Raw genomic sequence first — 16,253 nt, forward strand, 5'->3', positions numbered from 1 at the left:
CATGAAACAGACGCTGCAACTCAAGACTTCACAGCACCTCGCACTGACGCCACAGCTGCAGCAGTCGATCCGTCTGCTGCAGCTGTCCACGCTCGAGCTCCACCAGGAAATCGAGCAGGTGCTGAGCGAGAACCCGCTGCTCGAACGGCTCGACGATCCGCTCGACCGCTCGGTGCGCCTGCTGGCCGACGGCGCCATCAACAGCGCGCCGTCTTCGCAGGCGGGCGAGGCGCCCGCGGCGCAGGGCTCGGGCGAGGAGGGCGGTGCGCCCGCCGAGAACGGCAATGGCGACGCGGCCAGCGATGCCGGTGGCGACAGCGGCGCCGAGGGCGGCGGCGACGGCGAGGCCGGCGACTGGGGCGAAGGCAGCCGTAGCGGCAGCAGCGGCGGCGACGACGAGGATGGCCGTCCGCAGTTGGAAGCGAGCCCCGTCACCTTGCGCGAGCACCTGATGGAGCAGGTGCGCATGACGTGCTGCGCCGCGCGCGACTGCGCGCTCGTGGAGCTGGTCGTCGACGCGCTGGACGACAACGGCTACCTGGAAGAGCCGCTGGAAGACATCCACGCGCGCATGCCGGAAGAACTCGAGATCGAGTTCGAGGAATTGCGCACGGCGCTGGCCCTCGTGCAAAGCATGGACCCGCCCGGCGTGGGCGCGCGCAGCGCGGCCGAATGCCTCGCCTTGCAGATCCGCCGCATGCCCGGCGTGCCGCTCGTCACGCGACGCATGGCGCTGACGATCGTCGAAAAATACCTGACGTGGTTCGCGCAGCGCGAGTTCAACAAGCTCAAAAAGGCGCTCGACTGCGACGACGAAGACTTGCGCGAAGCCCAGGCCGTGATCCGCCAGTGCAACCCGCATCCGGGCGCGGAGTTCGCGTCGGACGTGTCCGATTTCGTCGTGCCCGACGTGATCGTGCGGCGCGCCAAGGACGGCTGGAGTGTGCAGCTGAATCCGGAAGTGATGCCGCGCCTGCGCGTGAACAGCCTGTACGCGTCGCTGATGAAGCAGGGGAAATCGGAAAGCCAGCTGGGGGCGCAGTTGCAGGAAGCCAAGTGGCTCATCAAGAACATGCGCCAGCGCTTCGACACGATCCTGCGCGTGGCCCAGGCAATTGTCGATCGCCAGCGCAACTTTTTTTCCCATGGCGCAGTGGCGATGCGGCCCCTTGTTTTACGTGAGATAGCTGATACACTAGGTCTACACGAGAGCACTATTTCTCGGGTCACAACTCAGAAATACATGCTGACCCCGCACGGCATGTTCGAGTTGAAGTATTTCTTCGGGAGTCACGTTGCCACCGAAGCGGGAGGCGAAGCATCGTCGACGGCAATACGGGCTCTCATCGTACAACTCACAGGAGCAGAAGACCCCAAGAACCCTTTATCCGACAGCAAGATCGCGGAGATGCTAGGGGAACAGGGAATGGTTATCGCGCGGCGCACGGTCGCCAAGTACCGTGAGGCGCTGAAGATTCCTCCCGTCAGTCTCCGCAAATCACTGTAGCAAGCTCTTGCAACAACACTGCCCCAGTGCGCTGGATGCGCGCACGGTGGCATGCATCTTCAAAGGAGTGTGTATGAATCTCACAATCAGCGGACATCATCTCGATGTAACCCCAGCAATTCGAGAGTACGTACAGAACAAGCTTGAACGCATCACCCGCCATTTCGATCAAGTGATCGATTCCCATGTCATCCTCTGCATCGACAATCTCACCGAGAAAGAAAAACGCCAGAAAGCGGAGATCAACCTGCGCGTCGCAGGCAAGATCGTCCATGTCGCCAGTGCCGCGCACGATCTGTACGCCGCGATCGACATGCTGATGGATCGCCTCGATCGCCAGGTCGTCAAGTACAAGCAAATGCTCAAGGATCATGACAACGCGTGTATCAAGCGCATGTCCGAAGGGTCCGAAGGAGGAGAGGAAGCTGCCGTCGCGGCGTAAGCCACGCGTGCCGCAGCACCAAGGAGTGAAGGGCGCATTGGCGCCCTTTTCGTTTTTCTGGGCGTTATACAATGCGGTTCTCATTATTCAAACAACAAGAGACATGACCGACTACGTACGCACGCGGGTTGCCAACCGCACCGGCATCATCACCCTGGACCGCCCGAAGGCCCTGAACTCGCTGTCGCTGGACATGGTCCGCGCGCTGACGGGCACGCTGCTCGATTGGCGCGACGACGCGGGCATCGATGCCGTCGTCATCACGAGCACGAGCGAGAAGGCGCTGTGCGCCGGCGGCGACATCCGCTTCTTCCACGAGGCCGGCCGCGCCACGCCGCAGACGGGCAGCCCGCTGCTGGAAGATTTCTTCACCGAGGAATACGCGCTCAATCATTTGATTCATTTTTATCCGAAGCCGTACATCGCGCTGATGGACGGCGTCGTGATGGGTGGCGGCATGGGCATCGCGCAGGGTGGGCCCGGCTGCGGCCTGCGCATCGTGACGGAACGCTCGAAGATCGCCATGCCCGAGGTGAACATCGGCCTGTTCCCGGACGTGGGCGGTAGCCACTTCCTGTCGCATGCGCCGGGCCGTCTCGGCCACTATCTCGGTGTGACCGGCGTGACCATCGGCGCCGCGGATGCGATCTACGTGGGCCTCGCCGACGTATTCGTCCCGGCCGCGCAGCTGGACGCGCTGCGCACCCTGATCGATGCGACGCCGGGTGCCGGGCTGCCTGCCGCGATCCGCGCGTTCGCCGCATCGTTTGCGCCCGAAGCCGGCGAACTCGCGGCGCAGCGCGAGACGATCGACCGCCACTTCGGCGCGGATTCCGTCGCGGCCGTGATGGCGTCGCTGGAAGCGGATCCGAGCCCGTTCGCGCAGAAGACGCTGGCCACGCTGCGCCAGCGCTCGCCGCTGATGATGTCAGTGACGCGCGAGATGCTGGTGCGCGGCGAGAACCTCGGCGTGGCGGACTGCCTGCGCATGGAGCGCTCGCTCGTGCGCCGCACGTTCGAGCATGGCGAAGTGCTGGAGGGTGTGCGCGCGCTCGTCATCGACAAGGACAATGCGCCGCGCTGGGATCCGCCGCAGCTCGCCGACGTCACGCCGGAGATGGTCGCGTCGTTCTTCGCGCCCGTGTGGCCGGCGCACGCGCATCCGCTGCGCGACTTGCGCGACGCGTGATCGGGGCTAATGGCGGGCTTGGGGAATCCACCCTCCGCGATGTCAAACGTAGGGTGGGCACCCCGTGCCCACCGATGCCTGCATTGTGTTGACCATCAGGGCTGTTCGCGGTGCCTGACGACGACCCGTTCCGTGTCGCCGAAATACGCGCCGAGACGCTCCGCCATGTAGACGGACCGGTGCTGCCCGCCCGTGCAGCCGACGGCCACCGTCAGATAGCTGCGGTTGTCCTTCTTGAACGACGGCAGCCACTTGGCGATGAACGCGCGGATGTCGGACAGCAGCTCGGCCGCCTGCGGTTGCGCGTCGAGGAAGGCGATCACGGGGGCGTCCTTGCCGTTCAGCGGGCGCAGCGTCTGGTCGTAATAGGGGTTCGGCAAGGCGCGTACGTCGAACACGAAGTCGGCGTCGAGCGGCACGCCGCGCTTGAACGCGAACGATTCGAAATACAGCGTCAGCGGCGCGTACGTGACTTCGGCCAGTTCCTTGACCCACGCGCGCAGCTTGTTGGCCGACAGTTCGGACGTGTCGATCACGTGGCCCATCTTCTCGATCGGGCCGAGGCGGTCGCGTTCTTCCGAAATGCATTCGATCAGGGTGCGGCGCGACGCCGGATTCTCGCCGGGCCGCAGCTCGTGCGACAGCGGATGGCTGCGGCGCGTCTCGGAAAAGCGCGCGACGAGCGAGTGCGTGCTCGCGGTCAGGAAGATCACCTTGACCTGGTGGCCTTCCTCGCGCAGCGTGGCCACCGTCGTCGGCAGTTCGGCCAGCGATTCGGCACTGCGCGCGTCGACGGCGACGGCGATGCGCTTGGTCTCGCCGCCGTCCATGGTGCCGACGAGGGCCGGCAGCAGCGGGGGCGGCAGGTTGTCGACGCAGTAGTAGCCTGCGTCTTCGAGGACGTTCAGGGCGACGGATTTACCGGAGCCCGAGATACCGGTGATGAGTAGGATGCGCATGCGCCGATGATAGCATCGGCACGTATTTGCCGCATCGCACAAGCCTTACGGTTGAGGTATTTGCAACAGCCGCGTCAGTCGCTGCTCATGGCTTGACGCTGCCGTTCCATGAACTCCTGCAGCGTATCGATCCCGCGCAGCTGCAGGATCGTATTGCGCACTGCAGCTTCCAGCAGCACGGCGATATTGCGGCCGGCCGCGACGGGAATGACGACCTTGCGGATCGGCAGGCCCAGCACGTCCTCGGTGGGGAAGTGGAACGGCAGGCGTTCCACTTCTTCGTCCAGCGCGCCGCGCTTGACGAGGTGGACGATCAGTTTCAGACGCATCTTGCGGCGCACCGCCGTCTCGCCGAAGATCGCCTTGATGTCGAGGAGGCCCAGGCCGCGCACTTCCAGCAGGTTCTGCAGCAGCGGCGGGCAGCGGCCCTCGATCATGTTCGGGGCGATGCGCGAAAACTCCACGGCGTCGTCGGCGACGAGGCCGTGCGAGCGCGAAATCAGTTCCAGGCCCAGCTCGCTCTTGCCGAGGCCGGAATCGCCCGTGATCAGCACGCCCACGCCCAGCACGTCCATGAACACGCCGTGCATGATGACGCGCTGCGCCAGCTTCTTCGACAGGTACACGCGCAGGTAGTCGATCACCTGCGCGGCCGGCAGCGGCGTCGAGAACAGCGGGATGTTCTGCTCGTCGCAGATGGCGAGGATGTCGGGCGGCGTGTCGAGGCCTTGCGCGATGAACAGCGCCGGCGGGCCGCCGGCGATCAGTTCGGAAATCACATGGCTGCGCGAGCCCGATTTCAGGCGTTGGTAATAATTCAGTTCCTGGTGGCCGAACACCTGCATGCGGCCCGGGTGGATCAGGTTCAGGTGGCCGACCTGGTCCGCGGCGGAGACGGCATCACCCGAGATCTGGCGTTCGCCGCCCGGGAATCCGGCAAACCAGCCCAGTTGCAGGCTGTCGCGGTTGTCGTCGTACAGCCGTTGGATGGTCAGCGGGGTTTGCAGCATGGTCGCTTTCGCAGGTCAGCCGAGGGCTTGCAGGCTGGGCTGCCAGTTGATGATGCGTTCGTAGACCGACTTCGGATCGGTGTCCGTCGCCAGCGCCGTGCGGATCGCTTCGTCCGAGAACAGTTCCGCGATCTCCGACAGGATCTCGAGGTGCTGTTGCGTGACGTGGTCCGGGATCAGGAGGAAGAACAGCAGCTTGACCGGCTGCCCGTCCGGCGATTCGAACGGAATCGGCTCGGCCAGGCGCACGAACGCGGCCAGCGGTGCCTTCAGGCTCTTGCTGCCCTTGATGCGGCCGTGCGGCACGGCGACGCCGTGGCCGAGCCCGGTGGACCCGAGGCGCTCGCGCGCGAACAGGTTGTCCGACACGGTGGAGCGGGCGATGCCGCAGTTGTTCTCGAAGATCAGGCCGGCCTGCTCGAAGGCGCGCTTCTTGCTCGACACTTCGAGGTCGAGCTGCACGTTCTCGAGCGAGAGGATTTTGCTTAGATTAGTCATAACACGCTTCTATTGCGGGGCACCCTCAGGTGCTTGCGAGCGGGAATTATAGGCCGGTTTTATGGCCGTGTAATTCGATTTCGCATGTCGGTGGCGCTCGTCAGATTTCGCCCGCCAATGCGGTGCGATCGGGCCGTGCAGCCGGCTACCAGGCATGCGCAATTTCCGCTATGAAATCCCGAGTTTCACGCATGAAACATCCCCCCGGGGCCTCTTTTGCCGATTTTTCTAGCGCTAAGTTATCGCTTCGCATATCCAGCGGCGCTGCCGCGGATGTCGCCGGAAACGTACAGTGTAGATGGGGACAAACGGCAAAAAATCACCCATCCGCACCATTCATTGACGTGCAGCACGCAAATTCGGTGGTTTGCCCGTGCTGAAATTGGCGCGCCATGGGTTGATGTCCAGGCCGCCGCGACGGGTGTAGCGGGCGTAAACGGCGAGCTTGTGAGGCTTGCACTGCCGCAAGATGTCCGTGAAGATGCGCTCGACGCATTGCTCGTGGAATTCGTTGTGCTCGCGGAACCCGATCAGGTAGCGCAGCAGGCTTTCCTGGTCGATCTGCGGACCGGCGTAGCGGATCTGCACGCTGCCCCAGTCCGGCTGGCCGGTGACGAGGCAGTTCGACTTGAGCAGGTGCGACACGAGGGTTTCCTCGACCGCCGCTTCGTCGTGGTTGGCCTTGAGCAGTTCCGGCGAAGGACTGTAGTTGTCGATGTCGACGTCGAGGCGGTCGATCAGCAGGCCGTCCAGCTCGCCCATCTTCAGCGTGCCGAAGTCCTCGGGCAAGGTGAGCGTCGCATGCACGGGCGCGCCGAACGCGGTCGACAAGTCCTCACGCAGCAGCGCGAGCAGGGCATCGGTGTTGGCGAGGCGCGTCTGGTTGAACGAGTTCAGGTACAGCTTGAAGGACTTCGATTCGACGATGTTGGGCGAATCGGCGGGCACGGTGAACGTGGCGATGGCGACTTGCGGCTTGCCGCGCAGGTTCAGCCACGACAGTTCGTAGGCGTTCCAGATATCGACCCCGAAGAAGGGCAGGGTGCCCGTCAGGCCGAGTTCGTCGCGCTTTTGCACGCGCGGGATGGGAAACAGCAGCTCCGGTGCGTACTCGGTCTGGTAGGCCGAGTTTTTGCCGAGAGGCGATTGTTCAGGGGTATTGGTCATGGTGTTTTCTCGATGCCGGCCATGCGACGCGGGGTGGCCGCGCGCATCCCGTGAGGGTAAGTCGATGCCGGTCCGGCGGCGGCAAGGCGGCGTATCGTACACCTTTCCCGCGATCGTTGCGCGCACCGTTAATGGATGCGTTGCGGGTCATGGCGGCCAACGAATGATTCGTAGGGTGGGCTCCCCGAGCCCACGCGGAAGCCAACGCTATGTTGGCGTCACGCGTGGGCACGTGATTCATGCCCCCGGTATCAATCACCCCACCCTGCGCGCTTATGATCCGCAGCGGACGGGTCAGAGGAACAGCTTGTAGACGGGATTCGCGCTCTCGTCCCAATAGCGATAACCGAGCGTCGCGAGGAACTGGCGGAATTCGTCCATCTCGCCGGACGGCACCTGGAGCCCGACGAGGATGCGGCCCACGTCGCCGCCCTGGTTCCGGTAGTGGAACAGCGAGATGTTCCAGTTCGGCGCCATGCTGTCCAGGAAGCGCATCAGCGCGCCCGGGCGTTCCGGGAATTCGAAGCGGTACAGGAGTTCGTCGTGCGCGAGCCCGCTCTTGCCGCCGACGAGGTGGCGCACGTGCTGCTTCGCCAGTTCGTCGTGCGTGAGGTCGAGCGTCTTGAAGCCGTGCTCCTCGAACGTGCGCGCGACGGTGCCCGACTCGCTGCGGCTGCCGATCTGCACGCCGACGAAGACGTGGGCTTCGGCCTCGTCGCTGATGCGGTAGTTGAACTCGGTGACGTTGCGCGGGCCGATCAGCGAACAGAAACGCTTGAAGCTGCCGCGCTGCTCGGGGATCGTCACGGCGAACACGGCTTCGCGCGCCTCGCCCAGTTCGGCGCGTTCGGCGACGAAGCGCAGGCGGTCGAAGTTCATGTTGGCGCCGCACGCGACAGCGACGAGCGTCTCGCCGCGCACCGGATTCTTCGTCATTTGCGAACGCTCCACGTACGCCTTCGCGCCCGCGATGGCCAGCGCGCCCGACGGCTCGACGATGCTGCGCGTGTCCGTGAACACGTCCTTGATGGCGGCGCACAGCGCATCGTTGTCGACGATGATGATCTCGTCGACCAGTTGCTGGCACAGGCGGAACGTCTCGGCGCCGACGAGGCGCACGGCGGTGCCGTCCGCGAACAGGCCGACGTCGGAGAGGGTCACGCGCTCACCGGCCTTCAGGCTGCGCGCCATCGCGTCCGAATCGTTCGTCTGCACGCCGATGATCTTGATGTCGGGACGGATCTGCTTCACGTACGCGGCCACGCCGCTGATCAGGCCACCGCCGCCGATCGCGAGGAAGATCGCGTGGATCGGCGCCGAATGCTGGCGCAGGATCTCGACGCCGATCGTGCCCTGGCCGGCGATGACGTCCGGATCGTCGAACGGGTGCACGAACGCGAGCTTCTGTTCCTTCTCCAGCATCTGCGCATGGTTGAACGCGTCCGTGTACGACTCGCCGTGCAGCACGACTTCCACGTTGCTGCCGCCGAACGCGCGCACCGCGTCGACCTTCACGCTGGGCGTCGTGGTCGGCATGACGATCACGGCGCGGCACTTCAGGCGTGCCGCCGACATGGCGACGCCTTGCGCGTGGTTGCCCGCCGAGGCGCAAATGACGCCGCGGTTCAGTTGCGACTCCGACAGGTTCGCCATCTTGTTGTAGGCGCCGCGCAGCTTGAAGCTGAACACGCTCTGCATGTCCTCGCGCTTCAGGTAAATCTTGTTGTCGGTGCGCTTCGACAGGCTGGGAGCGTATTCCAGCGGGGTTTCGACGGCCACGTCGTAGACGCGCGCGGTGAGGATTTTCTTGAGGTAGTCGGTAGTCATGATCGATGCGGGCTGTTCGGGTTCCGGGGCGACGCTGACTGTCCTGCTTGGTGGGTAACCGAGGCGAGCAGTGCGGCAGCTTGGCTTGGTAGAGCCTGGCGTACCGTGTCGTTGCGAGATGTTTCTCCTCATTATAATGTACTCAACTTATCGTTCCGCCGTCCATCCTTTTTGCCGATGATCGAATCCGCCGTCCTGTGGCTGCTGAAATTCCTCGCCGTGCCCACCGTCGGGCTCACGTCGGTATTCCTCATCGCCTTCGTCTCCGCCACGCTGCTGCCGCTCGGCTCGGAGCCGGCCGTGTTCGCCGTCGTGAAGGCGAATCCCGCCATGTTCTGGCCCGTGATCCTCGTCGCCACGCTGGGGAACACGCTGGGCGGCGTCGTCGACTACTGGATCGGCTACCGCGCCAAGGTCGCCTTCGCGAAGGAACGCACGTCGCGCTGGTTCCACTGGCTGAAGCGCTATGGCGCGAAGACGATGCTGCTGTCGTGGGTGCCCGGCATCGGCGACCCGCTGTGCACGCTGGCCGGCTGGCTGCACCTGCCGTTCTGGCCCAGCGTCATCTATATGGCCATCGGCAAATTCGGGCGCTACGTCTTCATGACGGTGACCTTGCTGTACGTGCCCGACGGGTGGTGGAAGTGGCTCGGGGAGATGGGCAACAAACTGTTCGGATGAGGGCGCATCCGGCGGCGTGGATAAGATGTCCCTTCTCCGGCCACGCCGAGCTTTTGCCGGAAAATCTTGCATTCCGCCAAAACATATTTGCATGAAATCGCGATTTTCCACCGGTTTCTGCTTTTCCCACGTTGCAAAAATCGTTCCTTCCCCAGCGTGGTGCATCGCAATAAGCTAGAATAGACAGTCCTACGCGTCAGTACGACAGTCGATCTCTCCATGAACGCTCCTGCCAATATCCACGCCCTGCTCGAAGAAAACGCGCCGATCCGCCTGCGCGAGATCCCTTATAACTACACGTCGTTCTCCGATCGCGAGATCGTGATCCGACTGCTGGGCGAGTCATCGTGGCAGTTGCTGGACGAATTGCGCGGCGCCCGCCAGACCGGGCGCTCGGCGCGCATGCTGTACGAGGTCCTGGGCGACATCTGGGTCGTGCGCCGCAATCCGTACCTGCAGGACGACCTGCTGGACAACCCGAAGCGTCGCGCCAAGCTGATCGAGGCGCTGCACCACCGCCTCGCGGAAGTCGACAAGCGCCGCCTCACGGTGGACGCGGGCGAATCCGATCCGGCCACGGCGGCACGCCGCAGCGCCGCCGTCGAACAGCTGCTCGTCGCCGCGCGCAAGGCCGTCGACGACTTCGGCAGCGAGTTCCGCCAGACGTACGACCTGCGCAAGCGCGCGAAGGCCGTGCTGGGTCGCTACACGGATAAACGCAACATCCGCTTCGACGGCATGCACCGCACGTCGCACGTGACGGATGCCACCGACTGGCGCGTCGAATACCCGTTCCTCGTCCTCGTGCCGGATTCGGAAGAGGAGATGGCCGGCCTCGTGAAAGGCTGCATCGAACTCGGGCTGACCATCATCCCGCGCGGCGGCGGCACCGGCTACACGGGCGGTGCGATCCCGCTGTCGCCGATGTCGGCCGTGATCAACACGGAAAAGCTGCTGCAGATGGGCGAGGTCGAGATGACGCGCCTGCCCGGTGTCGACCGCGACTACGCGACGATCTACACGGGCGCCGGCGTCGTCACGCAGCGCGTGTCGCAGGCCGCCGAAAAGGCCGGCTTCGTGTTCGCCGTCGACCCGACCTCCGCACACGCCTCCTGCATCGGCGGTAACATCGCGATGAACGCGGGCGGCAAGAAGGCCGTCCTGTGGGGCACGGCGCTGGATAACCTGGCCTCGTGGCGCATGGTCGACCCGAACGGCGACTGGCTCGACGTCACGCGCATCGACCACAACCTGGGCAAGATCCACGATGCGCCCGTCGCCACGTTCAAGCTCGAATGGACGCATCCGTCCGAGAAGGGCGCGCCGAAAGGGGCGCCGTTCCGCACCGAGACGCTCGCCATCGAAGGCCGCCGCTTCCGCAAGGAAGGCCTCGGCAAGGACGTCACCGATAAATTCCTCGCAGGCCTGCCGGGCATCCAGAAAGAGGGCACCGATGGCTTGATCACGTCGTCGCGCTGGATCCTGCACAAGATGCCGAAGTTCACGCGCACCGTCGCGCTGGAATTCTTCGGCCAGGCACGCGATGCGATCCCGTCGATCGTCGAAATCAAGGATTACCTGGACAGCCTGCCGAAGAGCGGCAAGCCGGAATTCGAAAGCCTGCGCCTCGCGGGCCTGGAGCACCTGGACGAGCGTTACCTGCGCGCCGTCGGCTACGCAACGAAGTCCAAGCGCGGCACCTTGCCGAAGATGGCACTGTTCGGTGACATCGTCGGCGACGACGAGAACGCCGTCGCGCTGGCCACGTCGGAAGTCGTGCGCCTCGCGAATACGCGCGTGGGTGAGGGCTTCGTCGCCGTCAGCCCGGAAGCGCGTAAAAAATTCTGGCTCGACCGCTCGCGCACCGCGGCCATCGCGCGCCACACGAACGCTTTCAAGATCAACGAAGACGTCGTCATCCCGCTGAACCGCATGGGCGAGTACACGGACGGCATCGAGCGCATCAACGTCGAACTGTCGATCAAGAACAAGCTGCAACTCGTCGAAGAACTGCACGCGTACTTCGCGTCCGGGAACCTGGACGTGACGAAGGCGGACGACGCGACGGGCGAAGGCGTGTCGAAGGAAGAGATCCTCGGCGACCGTCCGCAGCAGGGCGACGACCTGCTGGCCCGCGTGGCCGCGCGCTGGACCTGGATCCTGGCGAACCTCGACCAGCCGCTGGGCGCCGTGCTCGACAAGCTCGCCGAGGTCGGCCTCGATGGCTTGACCGGCACGTTCCAGGCGCGCCTCGCGCAGCAGCCGCAGGCCACGCTGTTCGACGTCGTGCAGGACCACACCGTGCGCGTCTCGTGGAAGCAGGAGATCCGCGCGCCGCTGCGCCAGATCTTCAACGGCGCAGCCTATGAACCGATCCTCGCCGAAGCCACCGCGATCCACAAGCGCGTGCTGCGCTCGCGCGTGTTCGTCGCGCTGCACATGCACGCGGGCGACGGCAACGTCCACACGAACCTGCCGGTGAACTCGGACGACTACGCGATGCTGCAGGACGCGCACAAGGCCGTCGAGCGCATCATGAAGCTGGCGCGCTCGCTGGACGGCGTCATCTCGGGCGAACACGGCATCGGCATCACGAAGCTGGAATTCCTCACCGACGACGAGATCCGCGACTTCCGCGACTACAAACAGCGCGTCGATCCGGAAGGCCGCTTCAACAAGGGCAAGCTGCTGAACAGCGATACGGCATACGCCGACCTGCGCAACGCGTACACGCCGTCGTTCGGCCTGATGGGCCACGAGTCGCTGATCATGCAGCAGAGCGACATCGGCGAGATCGCCAACAGCGTCAAGGACTGCCTGCGCTGCGGGAAGTGCAAGCCCGTGTGCACGACGCACGTGCCGCAATCGAATTTGCTGTACTCGCCGCGCGACAAGATCCTCGCGACGTCCGCGCTGATCGAAGCGTTCCTGTACGAAGAGCAGACCCGCCGCGGCGTCTCGATCCGCCACTGGGAAGAATTCGAGGACGTGTCCGACCACTGCACCGTGTGCCACAAGTGCGTGACGCCGTGCCCTGTGAACATCGACTTCGGCGACGTTTCGATGAACATGCGTAACCTGCTGCGCAAGATGGACAAGCGCAGCTTCAAGCCGGCGCAGCGCGCGGGCATGTTCTTCCTGAACGCGACCGACCCGACCACGATCAACGCGATGCGCAAGGGGATGATCGACTGGGGCTACAAGGCGCAGCGCCTGGGCGCGACGGTGCTGAAGGCCGTCGCGAAAGAGCAGACGAAGGCACCGCCTCCGACGACGGGCAAGGCGCCGGTCCGCGAGCAGGTGATCCACTTCGTGAACAAGAAGATGCCGGGCAACCTGCCGAAGAAGACGGCGCGCGCGCTGCTGGACATCGAGGACGACAAGGTCATCCCGATCATCCGCAATCCGAAGGTGACGAACGCCGATACGGAAGCCGTGTTCTACTTCCCGGGCTGCGGCTCCGAGCGCCTGTTCTCGCAAGTGGGCCTGGCCACGCAGGCGATGCTGTGGGAAGTGGGCGTGCAGACCGTGCTGCCGCCGGGCTATCTGTGCTGCGGCTATCCGCAGCGCGGCGCCGGCCAGTACGACAAGGCCGACAAGATGATGACGGATAACCGCGTGCTGTTCCACCGCATGGCCAACACGCTGAACTACCTCGACATCAAGACGGTCGTCGTCTCGTGCGGCACCTGCTACGACCAGCTGGCGACGTACGAGTTCGAGAAGATCTTCCCGGGCTGCCGCATCATCGACATCCACGAGTACCTGATGGAGAAGGGCGTCAAGCTGGAAGGTGTCACCGGTACGCGCTACATGTACCACGACCCGTGCCACACGCCGATGAAGCTGCAGGATTCGATCAAGACCGTGAATGCGCTCGTGCAGACGGTCGACAACGTCAAGATCGAGAAGAACGACCGCTGCTGCGGCGAGTCGGGCACGTTCGCCGTGAGCCGTCCGGACATCTCGACCCAGGTCCGCTTCCGCAAGGAGCAGGAGATGGTCAAAGGTGCCGACAAGTTGCGCGAAGACGGCTTCAAGGGCGACGTCAAGATCCTGACGAGCTGCCCGTCCTGCCTGCAGGGTCTGTCGCGCTACAACGACGATTCGGGCACCACGGCCGACTACATCGTCGTCGAGATGGCGCGCCACCTGCTGGGCGAGAACTGGCTGCCGGAGTACGTCGCCAACGCCAACAACGGCGGCATCGAGCGGGTCCTCGTATGACGACGCGCGTGGCCGGCTGCGAGCTGTGCGAGTTGTCGGCGCCTACCGTCGTCGACAACGACAAGTTCGCCGTCATCCTCGTCGACGACGCGAACTACCCCGGCTTCGCGCGCGTGATCTGGAAGGACCACGTGTGCGAAGTGAGCGACCTGCCTGAGGCGGATCGCCTGCTGCTGAACGATGCCGTCTACAAGCTGGAGCTCGCGGTGCGCGACGTGATGCAACCGTTGAAGGTCAATGTGGCGAGCCTGGGCAACGTCGTGCCGCACCTGCACTGGCACGTGATCCCGCGCTACGCCGACGACGCGCACTTTCCCGCGCCCGTGTGGGCGCAGGCGCAGCGCACGACGCCGGACGCGGTGCTGGCCGAGCGCAGGCAGCGCGTGCCGCAACTGGCCGAGGCGATCGCGCGCCGGTTCGCGAGCCGTTAACACGGCGTTCACTCACCTCACATCACACCATGGCCAACCCCACCAACCTCACCATCCGCCAGCAATCGAAGGTACTGGAAATCGCCTTCGACGACGGCGCCGCGTTCTCCATCCCGTTCGAGCTGCTGCGCGTGTACTCGCCGTCGGCCGAAGTGAAGGGCCATGGCCCGGGCCAGGAAGTCCTGCAGGTCGGCAAGCGCGACGTGGGCATCCGCGGCGCCGAACCGGTCGGCAACTACGGCGTCAAGCCGCTGTTCACGGACGGCCACGAGTCCGGCATCTACACGTGGGATTACCTGTACAAGCTGGGCAACGAGCAGGACCGGCTGTGGCAGGACTACATGGGCCGCCTGCACGCGGCAGGGTATGAAGGCGACAGTGGCCGCGACGCGCGCGCCGTGCCGCCGCCCGGCCGGCACGGCGGCGGTTGCGGCGGGCACTGACCGCGCAACGATGGTTGCGAAAACCGATATCCCATCCGCCAGCGCGGTGCGCGCCTTGCAGGCCCGCGCCAACTACTGGGACGCTTATGAGGTCGACGTGCCCGGCCGCGCGCCCTCGGCGTTGCATGCCTACCTGGCATTCGCGCAGCGGACGCCGAAATGGATCGACTTCCTGATGGCGATCCGTAACGGGGCCGTCCGGCTGCTGGCGCTGAAGGACGTCGGCAACCTGGCGGACGTCCCGTCGCCGTCGGCCGCGCCCACTTTGAAGCCGGGCGACCGGGTCGGCATCTTCACGATCCGTTCCGTGTGCGACGACGAGGCTGTCCTCGAGATCATCGATTCGCACCTCGACGTCGTGCTGTCCGTCTACCGCCACGACGGCGCGCCGCAGCGCCTGACCGTCAGCACGCTCGTGTTCTACCACAACGCCGTGGGGCGGCTGTACATGCTGCCCGTGGCCCCGATGCATCGGCTCGTCGTCCGCTCGATCTTGTCCAGTCCTCCCCTGCAGATAGCAACGTAAACGAAAAAAGCGCCGGTGCGATACACGGCGCTTTTTTCTTTGCCGGCCGGGTGGGGCGGCATGATCCGGTCTGCGTCCCGGTCGGGGATTATTGCGGCTGGATGTTCGCCGCCTGCTTGCCTTTCGGGCCGGAGGTGACGTCGAAGCTCACACGCTGGTTTTCAGCCAGCGATTTGAAACCGGCCGAGTTGATGGCCGAGAAGTGCGCGAACAGATCGTCGCCACCATCGTCCGGTTTGATGAAGCCAAAGCCTTTTGCGTCGTTGAACCATTTCACGGTGCCAGTCGCCATGTTTCTCTCTCTCAAGAAATTTTTTTAACAAGTAATGAGGTTTTGCTGGCGGCACATGGTTAAGCGATAAGGCATCCCTGTTCCGAACTGTGCGCAAGCAAAAATCATTATAAGCAGAGTTTTAACGATCGCGATGCACGATTGCTATCGTGTGTGGTAAAGCCGACATCGGTTGTGGACGGGGCGTTTTCGTGGCAGGGCAGCGTCGCGGGCGCGCTAACGTTGGCGCTTACATCGTGCGAGCAGGTGGGGCGAGACCGTGGCTTTCTCCTCCGCCGACTTGTCCCTGTCGCATGCCATGTCGAGCTCGTACGATTCGACCTCGGGATCGAAGTGGGCGATCCTGTCCTGCGGCTGGGTGGTTGTCGCCGACGGCACGTAGGCGCCGTGCGCCTTGAAAAATGCGTAGACCGCTGCCGCCTTCGATCCGGGCGCCCATTTGTCGAGCGGGCGCAAGGTGTTCTTGCCGGTGTCCCACGCGAGGATGCGGTAGCCGGGATACTCGTAGCGCCGGACGTGACGGGAGTACAGAGCCGTGACGATGTAATTGGTGGCGCTGGCTGCGTCATGGATCACGGCCGGTTCCTCGCCGAACAGATAGCGTTCCTGTTCGTCGTCGGCATTGCCGAAACCGAGTTCGTCGGGTTTATTGTCCGGCAGCGTGGCGCCGATGCGCGACCAGCCACTGCTTTTGCCCAGGTAGAGCGTATTGATCGTGTCGTCGTCACCGCCCGTCGACATGGGGGCCGACGCATTGATATACCAATCGCACCAGCCGTCGTTGTTCATGTCGATGCGGGCAAAGGCGAACCAGGAATGGATCGACGAACCGTCGATGCGCTCCCAGCCGTTGCCACCGGCGGATTCGTCATTGCGGGTGACCTGTCGCAACCACGCGAAGTCCTTCCACTTCCTGGCCAGTTGCCTGTATTTCGCCGGCAGTACCGGGCTGGCCGGCATGCGGCATGCGGGAATCTCCGTCGTGAGCCGCATGTCCTGTGCGTGGGCCGCGGCGCAGGCCAGCGCCAGCACGAGGCAGCTCGCGCGACGGTGG

Annotated in this window: 15 protein-coding genes; 8 read left to right on the forward strand and 7 right to left on the reverse strand. The window is 64.4% G+C overall.

The features are described 5' to 3' along the window. The first annotated feature begins 1 nt into the window (after position 1). The 3 genes from HAV22_RS12635 (at position 2) to HAV22_RS12645 (ending at position 3,138) form a co-directional block, all read left to right on the forward strand. A complete protein-coding gene (locus tag HAV22_RS12635) occupies positions 2 to 1,507 on the forward strand; it encodes an RNA polymerase factor sigma-54 (protein WP_166859444.1) in 1,506 nt (501 codons plus the stop codon). Positions 1,508 to 1,580: 73 nt separating this feature from the next. Further along, positions 1,581 to 1,949, forward strand: coding sequence for a ribosome hibernation-promoting factor, HPF/YfiA family (gene hpf / locus HAV22_RS12640; protein ID WP_166859445.1), 369 nt, complete (start codon positions 1,581 to 1,583; stop codon positions 1,947 to 1,949). Between the two features lie 103 nt (positions 1,950 to 2,052). Then, complete coding sequence (locus HAV22_RS12645; protein WP_166859446.1) at positions 2,053 to 3,138, forward strand: enoyl-CoA hydratase/isomerase family protein; 1,086 nt, start codon at positions 2,053 to 2,055, stop codon at positions 3,136 to 3,138. Positions 3,139 to 3,233: 95 nt separating this feature from the next. On the opposite strand, the gene rapZ is transcribed toward HAV22_RS12645, so the two are convergent. From rapZ to ilvA, 5 genes are all read right to left on the reverse strand, one after another. Further along, positions 3,234 to 4,097, reverse strand: coding sequence for an RNase adapter RapZ (gene rapZ, locus HAV22_RS12650; protein WP_166859447.1), 864 nt, complete (start codon positions 4,095 to 4,097; stop codon positions 3,234 to 3,236). A gap of 74 nt (positions 4,098 to 4,171) precedes the next feature. Beyond that, the gene (hprK, locus tag HAV22_RS12655; protein WP_166859448.1) at positions 4,172 to 5,107 is read right to left on the reverse strand and encodes an HPr(Ser) kinase/phosphatase; all 936 of its coding nucleotides are present in this window, start codon (positions 5,105 to 5,107) and stop codon (positions 4,172 to 4,174) included. A gap of 15 nt (positions 5,108 to 5,122) precedes the next feature. After that, on the reverse strand, positions 5,123 to 5,605 hold the full coding sequence (locus tag HAV22_RS12660) for a PTS sugar transporter subunit IIA (protein WP_166859449.1): 483 nt from the start codon (positions 5,603 to 5,605) through the stop codon (positions 5,123 to 5,125). A 336-nt stretch (positions 5,606 to 5,941) separates the two neighbouring features. Beyond that, positions 5,942 to 6,772: an NADPH-dependent 7-cyano-7-deazaguanine reductase QueF gene (queF, locus tag HAV22_RS12665; RefSeq protein WP_166859450.1), complete on the reverse strand. Its 831-nt coding sequence runs from the start codon at positions 6,770 to 6,772 to the stop codon at positions 5,942 to 5,944. 294 nt (positions 6,773 to 7,066) lie between these two features. Then, positions 7,067 to 8,731 carry a threonine ammonia-lyase, biosynthetic gene (gene ilvA, locus HAV22_RS12670; protein ID WP_166859451.1) on the reverse strand — a complete coding sequence of 555 codons (1,665 nt, stop codon included), beginning with the start codon at positions 8,729 to 8,731 and terminating at the stop codon, positions 7,067 to 7,069. 45 nt (positions 8,732 to 8,776) lie between these two features. Between ilvA and HAV22_RS12675 the strand changes: the two genes are divergently transcribed. The 5 genes from HAV22_RS12675 to HAV22_RS12695 all read left to right on the forward strand — a co-directional run bounded on the left by HAV22_RS12675 (position 8,777) and on the right by HAV22_RS12695 (position 14,907). Continuing rightward, positions 8,777 to 9,280 (forward strand): YqaA family protein, encoded by a 504-nt coding sequence (locus HAV22_RS12675; RefSeq protein WP_166859452.1) that lies wholly within the window; start codon positions 8,777 to 8,779, stop codon positions 9,278 to 9,280. Positions 9,281 to 9,499: 219 nt separating this feature from the next. Beyond that, entirely contained in the window at positions 9,500 to 13,507 is a 4,008-nt protein-coding gene (locus HAV22_RS12680) for a DUF3683 domain-containing protein (protein WP_166859453.1), read from the forward strand. Then, on the forward strand, positions 13,504 to 13,938 hold the full coding sequence (locus HAV22_RS12685) for an HIT family protein (protein ID WP_166859454.1): 435 nt from the start codon (positions 13,504 to 13,506) through the stop codon (positions 13,936 to 13,938). The genes HAV22_RS12680 and HAV22_RS12685 overlap by 4 nt, the downstream gene beginning before the upstream one ends. A gap of 29 nt (positions 13,939 to 13,967) precedes the next feature. Beyond that, positions 13,968 to 14,381 (forward strand): gamma-butyrobetaine hydroxylase family protein, encoded by a 414-nt coding sequence (locus HAV22_RS12690; protein ID WP_166859455.1) that lies wholly within the window; start codon positions 13,968 to 13,970, stop codon positions 14,379 to 14,381. A 10-nt stretch (positions 14,382 to 14,391) separates the two neighbouring features. Continuing rightward, positions 14,392 to 14,907 (forward strand): DUF2867 domain-containing protein, encoded by a 516-nt coding sequence (locus HAV22_RS12695; protein ID WP_166859456.1) that lies wholly within the window; start codon positions 14,392 to 14,394, stop codon positions 14,905 to 14,907. A gap of 88 nt (positions 14,908 to 14,995) precedes the next feature. On the opposite strand, the gene HAV22_RS12700 is transcribed toward HAV22_RS12695, so the two are convergent. After that, the gene (locus tag HAV22_RS12700) at positions 14,996 to 15,199 is read right to left on the reverse strand and encodes a cold-shock protein (RefSeq protein WP_056448893.1); all 204 of its coding nucleotides are present in this window, start codon (positions 15,197 to 15,199) and stop codon (positions 14,996 to 14,998) included. Positions 15,200 to 15,415: 216 nt separating this feature from the next. After that, entirely contained in the window at positions 15,416 to 16,231 is an 816-nt protein-coding gene (locus HAV22_RS12705; protein WP_166859457.1) for a hypothetical protein, read from the reverse strand. Between the last annotated feature and the right edge of the window lie 22 nt (positions 16,232 to 16,253).

The sequence above is a fragment of the Telluria antibiotica genome, from assembly GCF_011682055.1.
GTDB lineage: Bacteria > Pseudomonadota > Gammaproteobacteria > Burkholderiales > Burkholderiaceae_D > Telluria > Telluria antibiotica.

Excerpts from the sequence above, each read along its gene's own strand:
- ilvA (WP_166859451.1), bottom strand. The coding sequence starts at position 8,731 with ATGAGGAGAAACATCTCGCAACGACACGGTACGCCAGGCTCTACCAAG.
- HAV22_RS12695 (WP_166859456.1), top strand. The coding sequence starts at position 14,392 with ATGGTTGCGAAAACCGATATCCCATCCGCCAGCGCGGTGCGCGCCTTG.
- rapZ (WP_166859447.1), bottom strand. The coding sequence starts at position 4,097 with ATGCGCATCCTACTCATCACCGGTATCTCGGGCTCCGGTAAATCCGTC.
- hpf (WP_166859445.1), top strand. The coding sequence starts at position 1,581 with ATGAATCTCACAATCAGCGGACATCATCTCGATGTAACCCCAGCAATT.
- HAV22_RS12645 (WP_166859446.1), top strand. The coding sequence starts at position 2,053 with ATGACCGACTACGTACGCACGCGGGTTGCCAACCGCACCGGCATCATC.
- HAV22_RS12635 (WP_166859444.1), top strand. The coding sequence starts at position 2 with ATGAAACAGACGCTGCAACTCAAGACTTCACAGCACCTCGCACTGACG.
- hprK (WP_166859448.1), bottom strand. The coding sequence starts at position 5,107 with ATGCTGCAAACCCCGCTGACCATCCAACGGCTGTACGACGACAACCGC.
- HAV22_RS12660 (WP_166859449.1), bottom strand. The coding sequence starts at position 5,605 with ATGACTAATCTAAGCAAAATCCTCTCGCTCGAGAACGTGCAGCTCGAC.
- HAV22_RS12690 (WP_166859455.1), top strand. The coding sequence starts at position 13,968 with ATGGCCAACCCCACCAACCTCACCATCCGCCAGCAATCGAAGGTACTG.
- HAV22_RS12675 (WP_166859452.1), top strand. The coding sequence starts at position 8,777 with ATGATCGAATCCGCCGTCCTGTGGCTGCTGAAATTCCTCGCCGTGCCC.
- HAV22_RS12680 (WP_166859453.1), top strand. The coding sequence starts at position 9,500 with ATGAACGCTCCTGCCAATATCCACGCCCTGCTCGAAGAAAACGCGCCG.
- HAV22_RS12700 (WP_056448893.1), bottom strand. The coding sequence starts at position 15,199 with ATGGCGACTGGCACCGTGAAATGGTTCAACGACGCAAAAGGCTTTGGC.
- queF (WP_166859450.1), bottom strand. The coding sequence starts at position 6,772 with ATGACCAATACCCCTGAACAATCGCCTCTCGGCAAAAACTCGGCCTAC.
- HAV22_RS12685 (WP_166859454.1), top strand. The coding sequence starts at position 13,504 with ATGACGACGCGCGTGGCCGGCTGCGAGCTGTGCGAGTTGTCGGCGCCT.